This is a genomic window from Pseudomonas sp. P7779, assembly GCF_013386315.1.
Lineage (GTDB): Bacteria > Pseudomonadota > Gammaproteobacteria > Pseudomonadales > Pseudomonadaceae > Aquipseudomonas.
Genome location: NZ_JACARZ010000004.1, coordinates 16,948 through 32,318, shown reverse-complemented (window position 1 = coordinate 32,318; position 15,371 = coordinate 16,948). Strand labels below are relative to the sequence as shown.

The following is a 15,371-nucleotide window of genomic DNA, read 5'->3' as shown; positions in this document are numbered from 1 at the left end:
AAAAACGCAAAGTGCCTTGCGGCTCCGGTTGGTTAAAGGGTAATAGACTTAGGTTTTGCGGACAGCATCAGTGCTTGCTGAGCCTTAGCTGTGAATGCCGCCGCATCGGTCGGGCTCGGCGTTGGTCCTGGTACGTGTGTGTGTGCCGCTAGTTGCGTGTTCATCTGCTGCAACAGGTCGAGCATGTCGCACACCACCTGAAACAGGTTCACCGTTCCGGACCCAATCCAGTTCTTCGGCGCCTGCATCTGCTGACTGACTCCCGCCACGCTCCTGCGGGGGCCCTGAATCCTTTCCTGCATGTCACCACCCACCGCAGCGTTATGCTTCTGCCCGACCACGAGGTTTAGGTCACGGCCAGTGGCCTGGTGCAGATCGTCTACAGCCGCCAGACTCGCGGACCCGCCCGACAGCAGCTTAAGCGCGCCCAGGGCTTCAAGCGTTTTGATGCCCCCTACCGACTCGGTTGAATGATCGTCCACGGTCCTGTTGTGGCTCTGGAACCGCTCGGTGTTGCCCATCGCCTCTACTTCCCGCTCGATCGCCTTGTCCAGGATCTTGCCGTCCGTTTGGCGCAGCCAGTTGCCGTCTGCATCGACGCGCTGCTGACAGGCCTCGCTGTGCTGCCACACCTGGTCACCTTTCGGGACGCTGGGCATGCTCGAGGCAGAGGTTCATGTCAGGCCACGCTGGGGGAAAGTACAGATCCACAGTATCGACCACTTGGATCTGCAGGAATGGATACAGGTAACCCTGTCGAAAACGCTCAAAAACAAGACAATCCGCGACATCATCAGCAACGTGCGCCATGTTCAGGCTGTATCGCACCAGGATGAAAGTGGCGCATGACCCGACCGAGGGTTTGATGGTGCGCCTGCCAGATCCCGAAGTACCGGATCCGTTCACCCGGGCGGAAATCAAACAGATCCTGGAAACGCACACCAACCGCACGCAAGAACTGCTGATGGTTCAGTTCATGATATGGGCCGGCCCCCGGGTGTCCGAGACCATCGCCCTGGCCTGGGAGGATGTCGACCTGGAGCAAGGCACGGTGACATTCCGTCGTTCCAAGGTGCGCGGGGCTTATCGAGTGACGAAAACCCGTCGATCGACGCGGAAGGTTCGCCTGCTCGCCCCGGCGTGAGATGCGTTGCAGAAGATCGATGCGTTGAATCGAAAAAAGAAGGCGGAAACCGTTGATATCGTTGAACGAGACGACAAAACCGTGCGGCAACATAAGCTGCACTTCGTCTTCCTGAATACGAAAAGCGGCCTGCCGCACGTCAGCGACTTCGTGGTGCGGGACAGATTTTTCAAGGCTCACTTGCTCGCGGCCGGGGTTCGATATCGTGGACCTGGTCAGTGCCGGCACACGTACGCCAGTCAGCTGCTGACCACGGGGATAGCGTCGATAGACTGGATCGCGGAACAGATGGGACATACCAATGGGAACATGATTCGTCAGCATTATGGAACGTGGATTAATGAGGATGGGCCGGATGTTGTTGGGATGCTGCAGCTAGCATTAAACCTATAGCAAGTAAAATCCTAGATAGAACATCAACCTAATTGACAGTTTACAGGCGTCACAGGCATACAACACTCCTTACCATCAATGACAACATGCACATCAAATAAAAAACTACAGAACCCCACTGAATAATGAATTTATAGCTCACGCTTCTTTCGTGAAAGCCCGCCAATCAGCGGGCTTTCATAGCGCAACTCGACTTAAAAAGCATAATGAATTTGCGCCAATTCAACCCAATCCCTTAGCCAGGCCAAAAAGATTTAAGATCATCAATCCTCGCCAAAATGGTCTGAATATTAGATGCCACCTTGCTTGCGTTATCGGTCACATCGCCGGCAGTCCTTATCGCATCGAACAGTTTTCCCAAGGTTCTCTTGACGCTGCCAACTGCTTGTTTTGCATCCACTGTAGATGTTGTAGCTATTGCTTGATCCATTGACTGCAATAATTCATTAATCTCATCTTTCAAGGCCGGATCCAAACCAATTAACTCAACGATCCTTAACTTAACCTCCTCAAGACTTGCTTTATCAGAAATCATTTGCGGTCGATCGGAGTATTCTTTGCATGCACATGCAGGCTTTTTACATACAGGACAGCCATCCATATAGTAATCCATCAACCAATCAGATAGAGACTCCTCTTTGTAATATATACCCCAAGCGGATAACAGCCAAGCAGTAGCGTCAGCCAGTTCTTCTTCAAAATTAAGCTTCTCGCCGGTTTTCTTATAGCTTGAGTAAGCTTCGTGAACCTCTCCAAGTTCTTCAAAGAGTCTTGAGAAATGGTAAAAGCTACCGAAAGCTTTCCATATTGCTTTATTTGCAGGATAAATCGACCCAATTCTTATGATGGCCTTTTCCAAGGTCAACTCTTTAGAAGCATTTGTATCAGTATTATACTTATCGTTCAGCTCCCCCCTTACGGCATAAGCAGGGAGATTATTAATCGGCGCCCTATGTGTCTCATTACATTGGCAAGGCAAACCTAGGCAATAAGGGCAAACTCCTGGAAATTTCTTCCTGAATGCAGTTCCCAAATCGACTTCCATCTTCCCCGCGACAGAGAAAATCCATGAAAATGCTTTCGCAAAGAAGAGCTTTGAATCACCATCACGAAGTATAGACCTAGACAAATACGAGCTATTTCTACAGAGATAAGAATACATGTATTCAAAATCTCTCCCCTTATTTACTGCACCATACAAATCATCGATTTTATTCGCAAACGCTGAAAAACTTAAGGCTTCCTGCATAACCATCCCTCTATCCAATTATTTGAACACTAAACTCTCAGCTCACTTGAATCTCAATACTGTGTACAACTCATAAAATCTACTAAAATTCAAAAATCCACCAAGCCCTAGGCCTGTGCAATGTCTGAATCTTCCTCAAAAGACATCGTTATCACTCCTTGCGTGAATGATGGCCAATTGTATGCACGACTGTCAGTGCTTCACTACAAAAAATTAGAGCCACGGTCAGCGTCAGTAGAGAAAGTAAAATCACTTACCAACCGGATAGTCTTCCGACAGAGGTGGATAACCTCTTCAGAAAGCCATCGAATCGCACAACGCGCATTTCATACCGCCTCGCAAAGCAGTATCTGTCCCAGATCTGTCCCATATGGCCATTTTTCAGACGCCAAAAACCACAAACCCCCGGCTTTCTCTAGGAAAACCAGGGGTTTGTGTTTACTTAATGTGGCGGTGAAGGAGAGATTCGAAAGTACCCGCACCCTCAATCTCGCGGCCGACGCCCCGGAATACAAGGGCTCCAGGGGTGCCAGTTGCGCAAAAGCATTCCCACGCCATTCCCACGAGCATCAGCATGCACCTCAGTACGCGTGTGCATCACACGTATAGGGGGCTGGAATTCGAAATCTAGAGGGGGCAAAAAAAAGAGTAACATAAGTAACCTTGACCATTTTTTACGCTCAAGCCATTGAAATTAAAGGGTTTTGCATTTCGGCCAAAAGGTAATTTTTAAGTAATATTGAAGTAATCTGATTACTCTTTATAAACGTAATTCTCATTTTTATAAAAACCCTTTAAAAACAATAGATTGGCAGAAAATTACCTTTTCAATTACTTCTCTGTTACTCCTTTTTGTAATACCGATCCCCACGGAATACGCGGCCTCCAGCCCATTGCCCAGACATGGTTACTGAAATTACTCTTTTTGAAATACCCCCCCTCTACCTGCACAGCGACGCATCCAGACCGTTCGAAGAAATACCCCCTCAGTGCAGGGTTCCGCAGGCTTTCAACCTCCCCACAACGCCGAGCAAGCGCCCAGCCTAAGCCGCCGGGAGTGGTCCGCAGGGGCGCAGAAAAAACGACCCATTTAGCCCGCAGGCGCGGTGGGGGGACGACGGCGCGCGCCAGGTCATGAAGCACGTCATAGCCCCACATGTAGCACGTCAACTCCCCGAATTGCGCGACGTAGCGTGCCACTGGCCCAACCTCCTACAGCTCGTCGCCCAAAGTCCCACAACTTGCCAAGCTCGATTACTGTATGCACATACAGCAATCGGAACTACCCCCCATGAACATCGACGAAGAAACCTGCGGATGGCTTGGCATCCCCACGCCTCTAGAAATGCACAAACAGCACGCCCGCCTACTGGAGAATGAGATCCAGGAACTGAACCTGCAGCTGCGCAAAGCGAGGGAGGATATTCATGGCTTGGTGCAAATGCTGGCTGAGGCCGAGGCAGTCAAGACGCAGTTCCGGGGATACCTCTCCGAGAGAAGTACTGAAGCCGCCGCCATGCGCAAACAGATCAACGACCTGACGACCTCATCAAGAGCTGACAAGAAACGAGCGGATCAGCTGAAAGAGCTGCTCGATGGCCTCGTCACTCGACCAAAAACCATCGTCTAAGCTCAGGTTTCAGATTGAGGGCTCAACCATGTGCGGAAGACTTTCCCAGTACAGCGGCATCCACGACTTCGTTGCGGCGCTGAACATGCCCAATGCCCTGGCGAACTCGGTCGGTGAATTGCCACTTGAGCGCTACAACGTCGCCCCGACAACCCAAGTCGCCCTGCTCCACCTGCAGGGCGACATGCTGCGCACCGAACTGGTGCACTGGGGATGGCGGCCGCACTGGGCCAAGGATCGCGCCGCGCCGATCAATGCCCGCGTCGAGAAGGTGGCCCACGGCCCCTTCTACCGTGCGATCTGGCCGCACCGGGCAATCACGCCTATCGACAACTGGTTTGAATGGGTGGATGACGGTGGCCCCAAGAAGCAGCCCTACCTAATACGCCGGCGAGACGGTGCGCCGATATTCTGCGCCTCTATCGGACAGTTACCGAATACCGATGAAGGCCCAGGCGAGCATGACGGTTTCGTCATCATCACGGCCGATAGTGCAGGCGGAATGTTGGACATTCATGACAGAAGACCCGTGGTGCTGAACCCGGAACTGGCCCGTGAATGGTTGGACCCGACAACGCCCAAGGACCGTGCCGAGCAGATGGTGTTGCACCAAGGAGAACCGGCTGAGACCTTTGATTGGTTCAAGGTAAGTACCGCTGTTGGCAACGCCAGGAACAACGGCGCTAGTTTGATTGAGCCTCTGCGTTACTGACGTAATGTCTGTAGCTAACTGCTTTATAGAACGGAGAGCGCCAGTTTGGCTTAGCAAGTCGTGCGATTGGAATAACTTCGTCCGAACCCGGATCATAATACTTGGGGTAATACCTAGCCAATTCCATTAATGACTTCACATCTTTAATGATGGGCTGCGGAACTTTCGCGAAAACTTCAGCTGATGATTCGAAAGGTACGACAGATATAAACTGAAATTGCCCACTACTATAATTTTCTTTATAAACTCTTGAAAGGCCGTTTAGCGCGGTCATAATGTCTTCAATACCGCCATCCAATGCGTCTATCAACGCTTCCCCAGTCACATACAACTGGGCAATCATTGCACCACCGACGATCTTGGTCTTGAAAGTAAGCGATGAAACGTCGAACTGGTCGATACCTTCAGATTTTAGTTTCTCAGAGTATTCCTTAGAGAGTCGGTGGTATGACTGCTGCAACTCAAGAGTATTTAGGTAGGTCTTTTCAGAAAACTGCACTCTAAGCAATAGATCCGCTTCATTTAACTTAATTAAGGGTATAGCCACATCCTGATCAACTCTTTCCGTCACACCAACAGAACCAATAGTGATAGGTAAGCTCAGCGCCCTAAGCGAATCGTTTCGATACGGCAGCACCATTACCTTCTTTATTCCGGCCAAATCATTCAACTGGGACTGTAACGCTAGACTGGCTTGGCGCAATAGGTATATTTCCCTTTGAACCGCCTCGTGCCCCTTAGTCCTTACTTGCAACCTATATGTATAGTAGGAACCCGCCATTGCACCGAAAAAAGTCGAAAGTAATGGCAAAACAACTGCGGTCAATAGATCCACGTCTTGTGCACCACCGCCCCCAAAAACCACATCTATATCATGGTCAAAAGCGCGAAAAGCGAGCACCAAAATCAATACCGATAGCAAACCACCAATAGCGCTGCCTAAGAAAATTGAGACCTTCAATTTTTTACCCTCTCCAATTGCCTAGATAGGCATGGGCACCCTACCAAAGCAATTGTGGTTCGACTAACTATCCTTGGGAATTTCATAGGGTTTGAAGCGCACGACCTCCTCCCCAAGCCAGTCATTCACCTGCGCCATACGCGCCTGAATCGGCTCCAGTTCATTGGCTGCATAGATCTGTGCCGCCTCCCTGATCGACCCAAACCCACCCGCGTTCTGCGGCACAATTCCCATCAGCTGCGGCGGAATGCGCAAGCTGGCCAGCACGTCGTCGCGGGTCTGGTTTTTGATCGAGTTGAATTCGTCCTTGGCCGTCACTTCACTGACCGGAATGATCTGCAGGCCGTCCTTTTTGCCATTCGGTGAGTACACGAACAGGTTGCGGAAGTTGCCAGGCCCCTTGGAGTCCTTGAGCGCCTTGCGAAGAGAATCGACGTCCGCTTCGTTTTGCGCGGCGTCGGTCATGTAGAGGATGAAACCGGCGTGACTCCCGTTCTCGTAGTACTTGCGGCGGAACAGCGTGGCCGATTCATTCAGCAACGCCGACTGCAAGGCGCTGATCCACTCGGGCAGACCATAGACCTCCTGATGCAAATCCGCTTCCCGCAGATGAAAAACGGTGCCAGGTTCAAATTCGTGCTCTTCCTTCCAGCCCTGGACCATGAACTGCCGACCGTCCTTGCCTGAGCGCATGTACTTCGCCAGCGGCGGTACCAGCTCGCGCACCGGGCCGAGCATTGAGCGCCGGCCTTCCAGATAGCCGTTACCCAAACATAGGAAGTCCAGGGAGAACTGTTCAAACGCCGCCCGCGATAGCAGCCGGTGCGGAATGAAGGTTTTGCTCAGCAGGTTGCGTTTGAACATCAACCCCGAGTGAAGGTGCACGCTGGAACCCACCGACCGCGCCAAGCCGTCCAGTGATAGCGGAGGCTCGTACCAACGCCCGTTAAACCAGCACTCCAGGTAATCGAACACCTCTCGGCCGCTCAGCACCGGTGACGGATCGCCGAAACTGAACGCCTCCATCTTGGTGTCACTGCGCGGGAAAAACTCCTGCGTTGCTACGACAGGTGCCTGGGCCAACTGTTTGGTATTTCTGCGGCGGTTCGACATCAAAAAATCTCCATCCGCCCGGTGTTGGCAGTGGTCTGCCCCTCCAGCGGTTCGTTATGCAATGCGTGAAAGAGCGCCCACGCCAGGTCGGCGTGGCCGGTGTTGTCGTTGCGGCCGGCGGTGTAGGTGAATTGGCGACCGCCTGCGGTGATGGTCTTGCGGATCGCCATCAGCGACTGCGCCATGTCGGTCCAGCCGGCGTCGAACTCCAGCCGGCCCCGGTGGATCACGTCATAGGCCTTCAGCACCAGGCGCGTCTTGACCTCTGGCGAATAGCTGAACGTGGTGACGTTGGGGAAGAATTGGCGCACCAGCTGCGCCACGCCGCTGCCCAAGCCAGTGACATCGATCCCTATGTACGTCACCCAGTAGCGATCGCAGACGGCTTTGATGACGCTGGCCTGCGCCGCAAAGTCCATGCCTCGGAACTGGTGCCGCTCCAACACCCGGAACTTGCCACAAGGAACCAGCGGCGGCGCTACCACCACCAGACCGGAGCAATCACCGGTTTCTGCCGGGTCATACCCTATCCACACCTGACGGTCACCAAACGGCCGCATGGCAAACGGCTTGTAGTCCTCCGCCCACTCGACCCAGCTGTCGACCATGCACGGCTGCAACACCGTCAGCGGGAAGATGCTCGCGCCGTCGTCGACAAATTCGCACATCAACAGGTTGGCGAAAGCCTCAGGGCTGTACTCTCGCCGCAGTTCCTCAATGTCGAACAGGTCGCAACCACCCTGCTCCGCGTCGAGGATGGTGACAATCTGGCGCCACAGCCGGTCCTCGCAGAAACGCCCCTCTTGGAGCATTCCGTGGGATACGTCGACTTTTGTGTGCTGTGCAGCCGGTTTGCCCTTGTTGAAACGCTCCCCAGTCCAAAACGTGTAAGCCTCGTGGGCCATAGTCGATGGCGTCGAGAAGTAGGTTTTTCGCCACTTCTTGTGCATCGCCATGCCCGACGCGACCTTGTTCAACTCCTCAAACTTGAACGTCCAGAAGAATTCGTCGAAGTAGAAATTGCCGTGGTAGCCCTGGGCGGTACGTGCGTTGGTACCGAGGAAAAACAACTCCGCACCATTCGGCAAAACGATGGGGTCACCGGTCAACTCGACGCCAATGACCTCGCGGGCAAATGCCTGGATGTACCCGCGAAACAGGTAGGCCTGGTTCTTCGACGCCGACAGGAAGATCTGATTCCGCCCGGTCTCCAGCGCATCAATGAACGCCTCGCGTGCAAAATAGTAAGTGGCGCCGATCTGTCGGCTCTTGAGGATGACGCGGGTGCGCTGATTACCCGCGCGGTACCAATCTTTCTGGTAGTCGAAGCACCCGTCGATAAACGCTTCGCGCAACAGTTCGATCTGGTCTTCGCTGATGTCGTTTTTCAGCGTTTTCTTCTTCGGCCCTTCATTGCGCTTGGCGAGGTTGGGGTTGATTTCGGTTTCGGTACCGCCGCCTTGAAAACGCTGGATTCTGGCCTGGCGCTCCAACTGCCGGTGCAGCAGGTCGATCTCTTTGAAATCGCCGCCGCTCTTGCCTTCCTTGAGGATCAGTTGCACCAGCCGCGCTTCCAACGCCCCGCCGATCCGCTCGACGTTATCCGCCCGGTCCCACTCGTCGCGGGCCTTCCAACTGTGTAGCGTTTTCTCCTTTTCGCCCGTAGCCTCGGCAATCTCGCAGATACGCCAACCCATCCAATACAGGAACTTGGATTGGCGTCGGGGATCGATTGGGAGCAGTTCAGTCGTAGTCATGGCCGCGATGCTGCCGCCCACGCCTGCGAGTCAGTAGTGTCGCCCCTTGTAGTCCCGCTCTCTACAATCCCGTCCCGTTGCCGCAACTCGCGCGCGTCACGACCATGCCCCTCATTGCAACGCACTTAGCGCCCAACGCATTGAGGATTCCCGGCATGAAGAAATTTCGCAGCAATTGGTTCCGCGTCGCCGTCGAGGGTGCTACCTCTGACAAGCGCACCATCAAACGCAGCTGGTTGGAACAGGCGGCGAAGAACTTCAATCCAGCCACCTATGGCGCTCGCATCTGGCTGGAGCACTTCCGCAGCCTGCTGCCCGACAGCCCTTTCAAGGCCTACGGTGACGTGCTCGCGGTCAAGACCGAAGAAGTGGAAATCAACGGCCAGAAGAAGCTGGCCCTGTTCGCCCAGGTCGAGCCGACGCCCGATCTGATCGCCATGAACAAGGCCAAGCAGAAGATTTACACCTCGATCGAAATTGACGACAACTTCTCGGACACCGGCGAGGCCTACATCGTCGGCCTGGCGGTGACCGACTCCCCCGCCAGCCTGGGCACCGATGTACTGTCTTTCTCCGCGCAGAAGCCAGAATCCAGCCCATTCAAAGACCGTCATTACTCCGCGACGTCGATGTTCACCGAGGCGGTGGAAACTGAGTTGCAGTTTGAAGAAGTCGAAGACAAGCCCGGCCTCGGAGCCCAGCTTTTCAGCAAGGTTCAGGCGCTGCTGGGCGGCAAACAGGCGAAGGACGATGCAGAGTTCGCCCAGATCGGCCAGGCCGTCGAAGCGATTGCCGACCACGTCAAAGACCTGCCGGATCAAATCGCCGCCGAGAAGAAATTCTCCGGCGAGCTGAATACCAAGGTTGAGCAGCTCAGCAAAGACCTGGTCGAGCTGAAAACCACCCTCGGCAAAACCCAAGACCACTCCCAAACCCAGCGCCCACCGGTAACCGGCGGCGGCAAACAAGCCCTGGCTGAGTTCTGACCTGCGGCCTACACCGCCCAGCCCACTATCGGAGACACCCATGCGTAACGACACTCGAAAACTCTTCACCGGCTACCTCAGCCAGGTCGCACTGCTCAACGGCGTTGAATCGGCCACCGCCACATTCAGCGTCGACCCAACCATCCAGCAGCGCCTGGAAACCAAGATTCAGGAGTCGAGCGAGTTCCTGACCAAGGTCAACGTCATCGGCGTTGATGAACAGGAAGGCGAAAAGGTCGGACTGGGCGTGGGCGGTACCGTTGCCAGCCGTACCAACACCAACGTCAAAAAACGTGAGCCGCGCAGCATCGGCACTCTGTCGAGCGATAAGTACAAGGCCGAGCAGACCGACTTCGATACCTTCGTCAGTTACAAACAGCTCGACGCCTGGGCCAAGTTCCCGGACTTCCAAACCCGCCTGTCCAGCGCCATCGCCCAACGTCAGGCGCTCGACCGTATCCAGATCGGTTTCTACGGCACCTCGGCTGCCGAGCAGACCGACCGCACCTCGCACCCGCTGTTGGAAGACGTCAACATCGGCTGGCTCCAGCAGTACCGCACCCACGCGCCCGACCGCGTGCTGAAGGAAGGCGCCGTCGCCGGCAAGATCACCATTGGCAAAACCGGCGACTTCAAGAACATCGACGCCCTTGTCTACGACGCCATCCAGTTGCTCGACCCTTGGTACCGCCGCAATCCAGGCTTGGTGGTGCTGACAGGGCGCGAACTGGTCCACGACAAGTTCCTGGCCTTGGTCAACAAGGACCAGGACTCGACCAACACCCTGGCCAGCGATCTGATCATCTCGCAACGCCGCGTCGGGGGCTTGCCGCTGTACGAGGTGCCGTACATCCCCGAAGGCACGATCCTCATCACCACCTTCGCCAACCTGTCGGTGTACTGGCAGATCGGCGGGCGCCGCCGCTACCTCAAGGAAGAACCGGAGTGGAACCGCGTCAGCAACTTCGAATCATCGAACGAGGCGTACGTGGTCGAGGAATACGGCCTGGGTTGCCTGCTGGAAAACATCACCCCAGTCGAAGACGCCGGCGGCGAGGGTTAATCCCATGACACTCAGCATCGCCCAAGCCCACCAACGCCGCGTTCGCGCGGCCATGGAAGCAGCGAAAACAGCACCGCAGCAATCCATGGCTGGTGCGACCGCTTATGAGCATCAGTTGAATCAGTTGCTGCAAGACCGGTTGCGCCTGAAAGCCATCCAGTCTAACGAGGGCAAGGCTGCACTCAAGGCACAGTTGTTGCCCGAGTACATCCCGTATGTCGAGGGAGTACTTGCAGCGGGCAACGGTGCTCAGGACGACGTCTTAACCACCGTCATGGTCTGGCGCGTTGACGTCGAGGACTACAGCGGTGCCCTGGACATCGCCGACTACGTGCTCAAGCACAAGCTGATCATGCCGGACCGTTTCGAACGCACCACCGGTTGCCTAGTGGCGGAAGAAATCGCAACGGCCGCGCTGAAATCGCAAAAGGCCAATGGCAGTTTCGACCTGAGCATCTTGCACCGCACCGTCGAACTGACCGACGCCGAAGACATGCCCGACCAGGCCCGCGCCAAGCTGTACCTGGCAACCGGTCGTGCGACGTTGGATGGCATCACCACCGAAGAGCCAGGCCAGCCTGGACAGATCCAGGCTGGTATTGACCTGCTCAAACGTGCCATCGAACTGCACGACGGCTGCGGCGGTAAGAAAGATTTGGATGGCGCAGAACGCCTCCTGAAAAAGCACGCTGCCACCAGCAGCTAACTGAGCGTCCCCACGCACCCCGCCGGCTCGGGGCGGATCGGCCAGGCCGCTCCTCCTGAACGTGAAGCCCCGACCACCGGCGACCTATTTTTCGAGTGCAGTCATGAGCGCATTTGTTGCCAGCGGCACCGTCGACAGCGGCCACATCAACACCGACCCATTCTGGCCGTCGATTGACTTGGACGGTTTACGCTCCACCCTGCGCATCGACGCCAGCGTCACTCCGGCTCGTCTGGAGACTGCCGTGATCGCCGCCGCGATCAATCTAAATAACGAACTGAGCGAATGGCGAACGACCCAACAGGCTGCGGGCTACAACACTCTGGCCGAAGTTCCGGGTGACCGCATCAAAGACGTGTCGGTAAAGGTTCATCTCTATCGCCGCGCGATCGAAGCCGGCACCGGAGCCGAAGTCTGCGAGCGTTACCGCGACTACAGCGCCACCAATGCCGGTAGCCAAAAAGCTGAAGAGCTTACCCCCAACATCGACGACTACCGCCGCGACTTGCGCTGGGCTGTGCGCGACTTCCTCGGCCGCAGCCGCACCACCGTGGAGCTGATCTGATGCCTGTCGCCGTCCGCGCCAATCAGAACGACACCGTCGACGCCCTCTGCTGGCGCCACTACGGCCGCACTGCAGGCGTCACCGAGGCAGTACTTGAAGCGAACCCAGGCCTGGCCGACCACGGCCCAATCCTGCCGCAAGGCCTTGTCGTCAACATGCCCGAAGTCCAAGCCAGCGCGCCCCAGCGGCAGATGGTGAACCTATGGGACTGACACCGCAGCACCAAGCCCTTGAACCCACCAACCCTGGACAACGGAATGAAGCGCATGCCTGACCGTCCCGACACCTGGGCCTGGCTCGCCGCCTGGCTCGAACAGAACTGGCCGACTCTTTACGCCGGAGTCCTCGCCCTGATCATCGCCGCCCTGCGAATCATGTACGGCGGCGGCACCCTACGCCGCATGGTGGTCGAGGCTCCGCTGTGCGGATCCTTGGCACTGGCCGCCAGCCATGGCTTGGCGCTGCTGGGCATCCCGACCTCCACCGCGCCATTTTTCGGCGGGGTAATCGGCCTGCTCGGCGTTGAAGGCACCCGCGCTGCGGCCAAGAGGTTTTTCAACCGAAAGGTAGAGCAACTATGACCACCCTTCGCCACGGTGACCGCTCACAAGCGGTGCTGATGCTACAAAAGAACCTGAACAAACACGGTGCCAACCTGGTGCCGGATGGTGACTACGGCGACGCCACCGAGGCCGCCGTCCGCGCTTACCAGGTCAAAGTCGGTCTGGTCGCAGATGGTGTAGCCGGTAACAAGACGCAAACCAGCCTTGCCGGCGGCGACTGCGCCCAGTTGCTGCGCAACAATGACCTGGTGACCGCTGCCGAAGGGCTCGGAGTGCCGCTGGCGAGCATCTACGCGGTCAATGAAGTGGAATCCAAGGGGAAGGGATTTCTTGACAACGGCAAGCCGGTGATCCTGTTCGAACGCCACATCATGTACCGCCAACTCGCCACGGTTCGAAACGCTGGCGATGACCCAGCCGAACTCAAGCGGCACGCCGACCAGCTCGCCACGGCAAACCCCGCCCTGGTCAACCCGAAGCCCGGCGGATACATCGGTGGTACCGCCGAGCACCAGCGCTTGGCCATGGCCCGACTGATCGACGACTCCGCCGCCCTAGAGTCGGCTTCCTGGGGCGCCTTCCAGATCATGGGCTTCCACTGGAAGCGCCTCGGCTATGCCAGCGTGCAGGACTTTGTAGCGGCAATGAGTGCTGGCGAATCACAGCAGTTCGACTCCTTTACCCGCTTCATCGAGACCGACCCGGCGCTACACAAGGCACTCAAAGCTCGCAAATGGGCCGAGTTCGCCAGGCTCTACAACGGGCCAGACTATCTGCGAAATCTCTATGACACCAAGCTCCAGCGTGCCTACGAACGGCACGCGGGTTGCGAGTGCGGGCAAGGGGTCGCGGCATGATCGACTTCGACGCAGTAGAAAAACTGCGGGTGCACGACGGTGACCTGCTGGTGGTACCTGAGTCGACCGAACAGGACGACATGCAGTTGTTGGGCGAAGCCATCCAGATGATGAACGGCGCCAGGGCTGTGATCGTGCGCGGCCCGATCAAGCAGTTCGACACCGCCGCCATGAACAAACTTGGCTGGTACCGCGCGTGAGCGTCCTGCGCCAGTCCCTTTATGGCCTCGCCCTGTTGGGTGTCCTGGTGCTGGTGATCTGGGGCCAGCAACAGCGCATTAATGCCGCAGAGAACAAGACCAAGCTTGCAGCAAAGGAGGCCACGGATGCCCGGAAGGACGCTGACCGCAACCTGGAAACCGCCAACACCCTCACCGCCACCTTGAAACAGGAGCGCGACACCCAGAGCACCCTGCGCATCCAACAGGATCAACTGCGCCAAGGCCTGGCAAAACGCGAGCGAACCATAGAGGACCTGAAACGTGAAAACTCCGAACTACGCGACTGGGCTGCTCAGCCTTTGCCTGACGCTGCTCGCCGGTTGCGCGAGCGCCCCGCCCTCACCGGCGCCGCAGCTTACCGTGACTGGCTGTCCGGCCGTGGTGCCGTGCCAACTACCGGCGACCAGCCCGCGCAATAACGGGGACCAATTGACCGATCAGGAACGCGCCGAAGCTGCCTGGGCTGATTGCGCCGCCCAGGTCGACATGGTCTACAAACACCAGCAGGCCCAACCATGAACAAGCCCGAAAGCCTGCGCGCCCACCTGCTGGCCACCGTTGCCGAGTTCAAACACAACCCCGACCGCCTGCTGATATTCATCGACAACGGCAGGGTTCGTTGCACCGCCGCCCATACCCTGTCGTTTGAATACAGCTTTGACCTGCAGATAATCCTCACCGAATTCGCCGGCCACCCCGACAGCGTGATCCTGCCGATCCTGGGCTGGCTCAGCGTCAACCAGTCCGAGCTGCTGGAAAACCTCGACAAAGTCAAAAGCGGCATCCAGTTCGAAGCCGACATCCTCGACAAGGACAAAGTGGACCTCAGCATCACCCTGCCGCTGACAGAGCGGGTAGTCGTTGGCAACGATGACCAGGGCAACACCACCGTCAAACACCCGAACGAACCTCAGCGCGTGGCGGGTTATCTCGATCCGAACTGGAAGCCCGGGGCCCAGGGCAACACCAGTGAGTGGATAGTGCCCGATGGCAAATAACCTGGAGACGTTGGAGACCTGGGCGGCGGTTCTACTGGCACGGTTGGAGCCTGGGGAGCGCAGCAAACTTGCTCGGACCATTGGACAGGAGCTGCGCCGCAGCCAGCAGAAACGAGTGATGGCGCAGGAAAACCCGGATGGCAGCAAATATGCGCCTCGAAAAAAGCGTGATCTTCGCGGGAAACAGGGTCGTATTCGCCGCAAGCTGGCGATGTTCAAGAAACTGCGTACCGCGACATACATGAAGTTCCGAGGCGACAGCAATATCATTACCGTGGGCTTCACCGGGCGTGTCGCCCGGATTGCTAGAGTTCACCAATACGGCTTGAAAGATAGAGCCGAGCGTGGAGCAACTGAAATAAGTTACGAATAGCGTAAACTGTTGGGATTTTGCGAATTAGATTTAGACATTGTCCGCGACGGCCTACTACGCCATTTCGGTACTTTCTGAGT

At 56.4% G+C, this 15,371-nt stretch carries 16 protein-coding genes and 4 pseudogenes; 15 read left to right on the top strand and 5 right to left on the bottom strand.

Annotation, left to right across the window (positions count from 1 at the left end):
- Positions 1 to 32: 32 nt before the first annotated feature.
- Positions 33 to 662 (bottom strand): annotated as a pseudogene (locus tag HX869_RS01380) (hypothetical protein); the annotation flags it as partial.
- A 1-nt stretch (position 663) separates the two neighbouring features.
- Between HX869_RS01380 and HX869_RS01375 the strand changes: the two are divergent.
- Positions 664 to 1,537, top strand: a pseudogene (locus HX869_RS01375) (tyrosine-type recombinase/integrase); the annotation flags it as partial.
- A 235-nt stretch (positions 1,538 to 1,772) separates the two neighbouring features.
- Here HX869_RS01375 and HX869_RS01370 read toward each other — a convergent pair.
- Positions 1,773 to 2,786 (bottom strand): hypothetical protein, encoded by a 1,014-nt coding sequence (locus tag HX869_RS01370; protein WP_178902652.1) that lies wholly within the window; start codon positions 2,784 to 2,786, stop codon positions 1,773 to 1,775.
- A gap of 1,291 nt (positions 2,787 to 4,077) precedes the next feature.
- On the opposite strand from HX869_RS01370, the gene HX869_RS01365 reads away from it, so the two are divergent.
- Positions 4,078 to 4,416, top strand: coding sequence for a hypothetical protein (locus tag HX869_RS01365; RefSeq protein ID WP_178902651.1), 339 nt, complete (start codon positions 4,078 to 4,080; stop codon positions 4,414 to 4,416).
- A gap of 28 nt (positions 4,417 to 4,444) precedes the next feature.
- The gene (locus tag HX869_RS01360) at positions 4,445 to 5,128 is read left to right on the top strand and encodes an SOS response-associated peptidase (protein ID WP_178902650.1); all 684 of its coding nucleotides are present in this window, start codon (positions 4,445 to 4,447) and stop codon (positions 5,126 to 5,128) included.
- On the opposite strand, the gene HX869_RS01355 is transcribed toward HX869_RS01360, so the two are convergent.
- From HX869_RS01355 to HX869_RS01345, 3 genes are all read right to left on the bottom strand, one after another.
- Positions 5,100 to 6,089, bottom strand: coding sequence for a hypothetical protein (locus tag HX869_RS01355; RefSeq protein WP_178902649.1), 990 nt, complete (start codon positions 6,087 to 6,089; stop codon positions 5,100 to 5,102). The two genes, HX869_RS01360 and HX869_RS01355, sit on opposite strands and share 29 nt — an antisense overlap.
- Before the next feature lie 63 nt (positions 6,090 to 6,152).
- Entirely contained in the window at positions 6,153 to 7,202 is a 1,050-nt protein-coding gene (locus HX869_RS01350) for a phage portal protein (protein WP_178902648.1), read from the bottom strand.
- Entirely contained in the window at positions 7,202 to 8,959 is a 1,758-nt protein-coding gene (locus HX869_RS01345) for a terminase ATPase subunit family protein (RefSeq protein ID WP_178902647.1), read from the bottom strand. Before HX869_RS01345 ends, HX869_RS01350 begins: the two co-directional genes overlap by 1 nt.
- Positions 8,960 to 9,114: 155 nt before the next feature.
- Between HX869_RS01345 and HX869_RS01340 the strand changes: the two genes are divergently transcribed.
- The 12 genes and pseudogenes from HX869_RS01340 (at position 9,115) to HX869_RS01290 (ending at position 15,369) form a co-directional block, all read left to right on the top strand.
- Positions 9,115 to 9,945, top strand: coding sequence for a GPO family capsid scaffolding protein (locus tag HX869_RS01340; protein WP_178902646.1), 831 nt, complete (start codon positions 9,115 to 9,117; stop codon positions 9,943 to 9,945).
- A gap of 40 nt (positions 9,946 to 9,985) precedes the next feature.
- The gene (locus HX869_RS01335; RefSeq protein WP_178902645.1) at positions 9,986 to 11,008 is read left to right on the top strand and encodes a phage major capsid protein, P2 family; all 1,023 of its coding nucleotides are present in this window, start codon (positions 9,986 to 9,988) and stop codon (positions 11,006 to 11,008) included.
- A 4-nt stretch (positions 11,009 to 11,012) separates the two neighbouring features.
- Positions 11,013 to 11,714: a terminase endonuclease subunit gene (locus HX869_RS01330; protein ID WP_178902644.1), complete on the top strand. Its 702-nt coding sequence runs from the start codon at positions 11,013 to 11,015 to the stop codon at positions 11,712 to 11,714.
- 103 nt (positions 11,715 to 11,817) lie between these two features.
- On the top strand, positions 11,818 to 12,279 hold the full coding sequence (locus tag HX869_RS01325; protein WP_178902643.1) for a head completion/stabilization protein: 462 nt from the start codon (positions 11,818 to 11,820) through the stop codon (positions 12,277 to 12,279).
- Complete coding sequence (locus HX869_RS01320; protein WP_178902642.1) at positions 12,279 to 12,491, top strand: tail protein X; 213 nt, start codon at positions 12,279 to 12,281, stop codon at positions 12,489 to 12,491. Before HX869_RS01325 ends, HX869_RS01320 begins: the two co-directional genes overlap by 1 nt.
- 45 nt (positions 12,492 to 12,536) lie before the next feature.
- Positions 12,537 to 12,860: a phage holin, lambda family gene (locus tag HX869_RS01315; protein WP_017477258.1), complete on the top strand. Its 324-nt coding sequence runs from the start codon at positions 12,537 to 12,539 to the stop codon at positions 12,858 to 12,860.
- Entirely contained in the window at positions 12,857 to 13,699 is an 843-nt protein-coding gene (locus tag HX869_RS01310; protein ID WP_178902641.1) for an N-acetylmuramidase family protein, read from the top strand. The genes HX869_RS01315 and HX869_RS01310 overlap by 4 nt, the downstream gene beginning before the upstream one ends.
- On the top strand, positions 13,696 to 13,899 hold the full coding sequence (locus tag HX869_RS01305; RefSeq protein ID WP_177026840.1) for a hypothetical protein: 204 nt from the start codon (positions 13,696 to 13,698) through the stop codon (positions 13,897 to 13,899). The genes HX869_RS01310 and HX869_RS01305 overlap by 4 nt, the downstream gene beginning before the upstream one ends.
- Complete coding sequence (gene lysB / locus HX869_RS31465) at positions 13,896 to 14,339, top strand: Rz-like lysis system protein LysB (RefSeq protein WP_178902640.1); 444 nt, start codon at positions 13,896 to 13,898, stop codon at positions 14,337 to 14,339. The genes HX869_RS01305 and lysB overlap by 4 nt, the downstream gene beginning before the upstream one ends.
- Positions 14,254 to 14,439 (top strand): annotated as a pseudogene (gene lysC / locus HX869_RS31390) (Rz1-like lysis system protein LysC); the annotation flags it as partial. The gene lysB and the pseudogene lysC, both read left to right, overlap by 86 nt.
- The gene (locus tag HX869_RS01295) at positions 14,436 to 14,918 is read left to right on the top strand and encodes a phage tail protein (protein ID WP_178902639.1); all 483 of its coding nucleotides are present in this window, start codon (positions 14,436 to 14,438) and stop codon (positions 14,916 to 14,918) included. The pseudogene lysC and the gene HX869_RS01295, both read left to right, overlap by 4 nt.
- Positions 14,908 to 15,369, top strand: a pseudogene (locus HX869_RS01290) (phage virion morphogenesis protein). The gene HX869_RS01295 and the pseudogene HX869_RS01290 overlap by 11 nt, the downstream one beginning before the upstream one ends.
- Positions 15,370 to 15,371: the final 2 nt, after the last annotated feature.

Bases quoted from the DNA above. Each gene is read 5' to 3' on its own strand.
- HX869_RS01330 (WP_178902644.1), top strand. From the start codon at position 11,013: ATGACACTCAGCATCGCCCAAGCCCACCAACGCCGCGTTCGCGCGGCC.
- HX869_RS01295 (WP_178902639.1), top strand. From the start codon at position 14,436: ATGAACAAGCCCGAAAGCCTGCGCGCCCACCTGCTGGCCACCGTTGCC.
- HX869_RS01320 (WP_178902642.1), top strand. From the start codon at position 12,279: ATGCCTGTCGCCGTCCGCGCCAATCAGAACGACACCGTCGACGCCCTC.
- HX869_RS01365 (WP_178902651.1), top strand. From the start codon at position 4,078: ATGAACATCGACGAAGAAACCTGCGGATGGCTTGGCATCCCCACGCCT.
- HX869_RS01335 (WP_178902645.1), top strand. From the start codon at position 9,986: ATGCGTAACGACACTCGAAAACTCTTCACCGGCTACCTCAGCCAGGTC.
- HX869_RS01310 (WP_178902641.1), top strand. From the start codon at position 12,857: ATGACCACCCTTCGCCACGGTGACCGCTCACAAGCGGTGCTGATGCTA.
- HX869_RS01345 (WP_178902647.1), bottom strand. From the start codon at position 8,959: ATGACTACGACTGAACTGCTCCCAATCGATCCCCGACGCCAATCCAAG.
- HX869_RS01315 (WP_017477258.1), top strand. From the start codon at position 12,537: ATGAAGCGCATGCCTGACCGTCCCGACACCTGGGCCTGGCTCGCCGCC.
- HX869_RS01305 (WP_177026840.1), top strand. From the start codon at position 13,696: ATGATCGACTTCGACGCAGTAGAAAAACTGCGGGTGCACGACGGTGAC.
- HX869_RS01350 (WP_178902648.1), bottom strand. From the start codon at position 7,202: ATGTCGAACCGCCGCAGAAATACCAAACAGTTGGCCCAGGCACCTGTC.
- HX869_RS01325 (WP_178902643.1), top strand. From the start codon at position 11,818: ATGAGCGCATTTGTTGCCAGCGGCACCGTCGACAGCGGCCACATCAAC.
- HX869_RS01370 (WP_178902652.1), bottom strand. From the start codon at position 2,786: ATGCAGGAAGCCTTAAGTTTTTCAGCGTTTGCGAATAAAATCGATGAT.
- HX869_RS01360 (WP_178902650.1), top strand. From the start codon at position 4,445: ATGTGCGGAAGACTTTCCCAGTACAGCGGCATCCACGACTTCGTTGCG.
- HX869_RS01340 (WP_178902646.1), top strand. From the start codon at position 9,115: ATGAAGAAATTTCGCAGCAATTGGTTCCGCGTCGCCGTCGAGGGTGCT.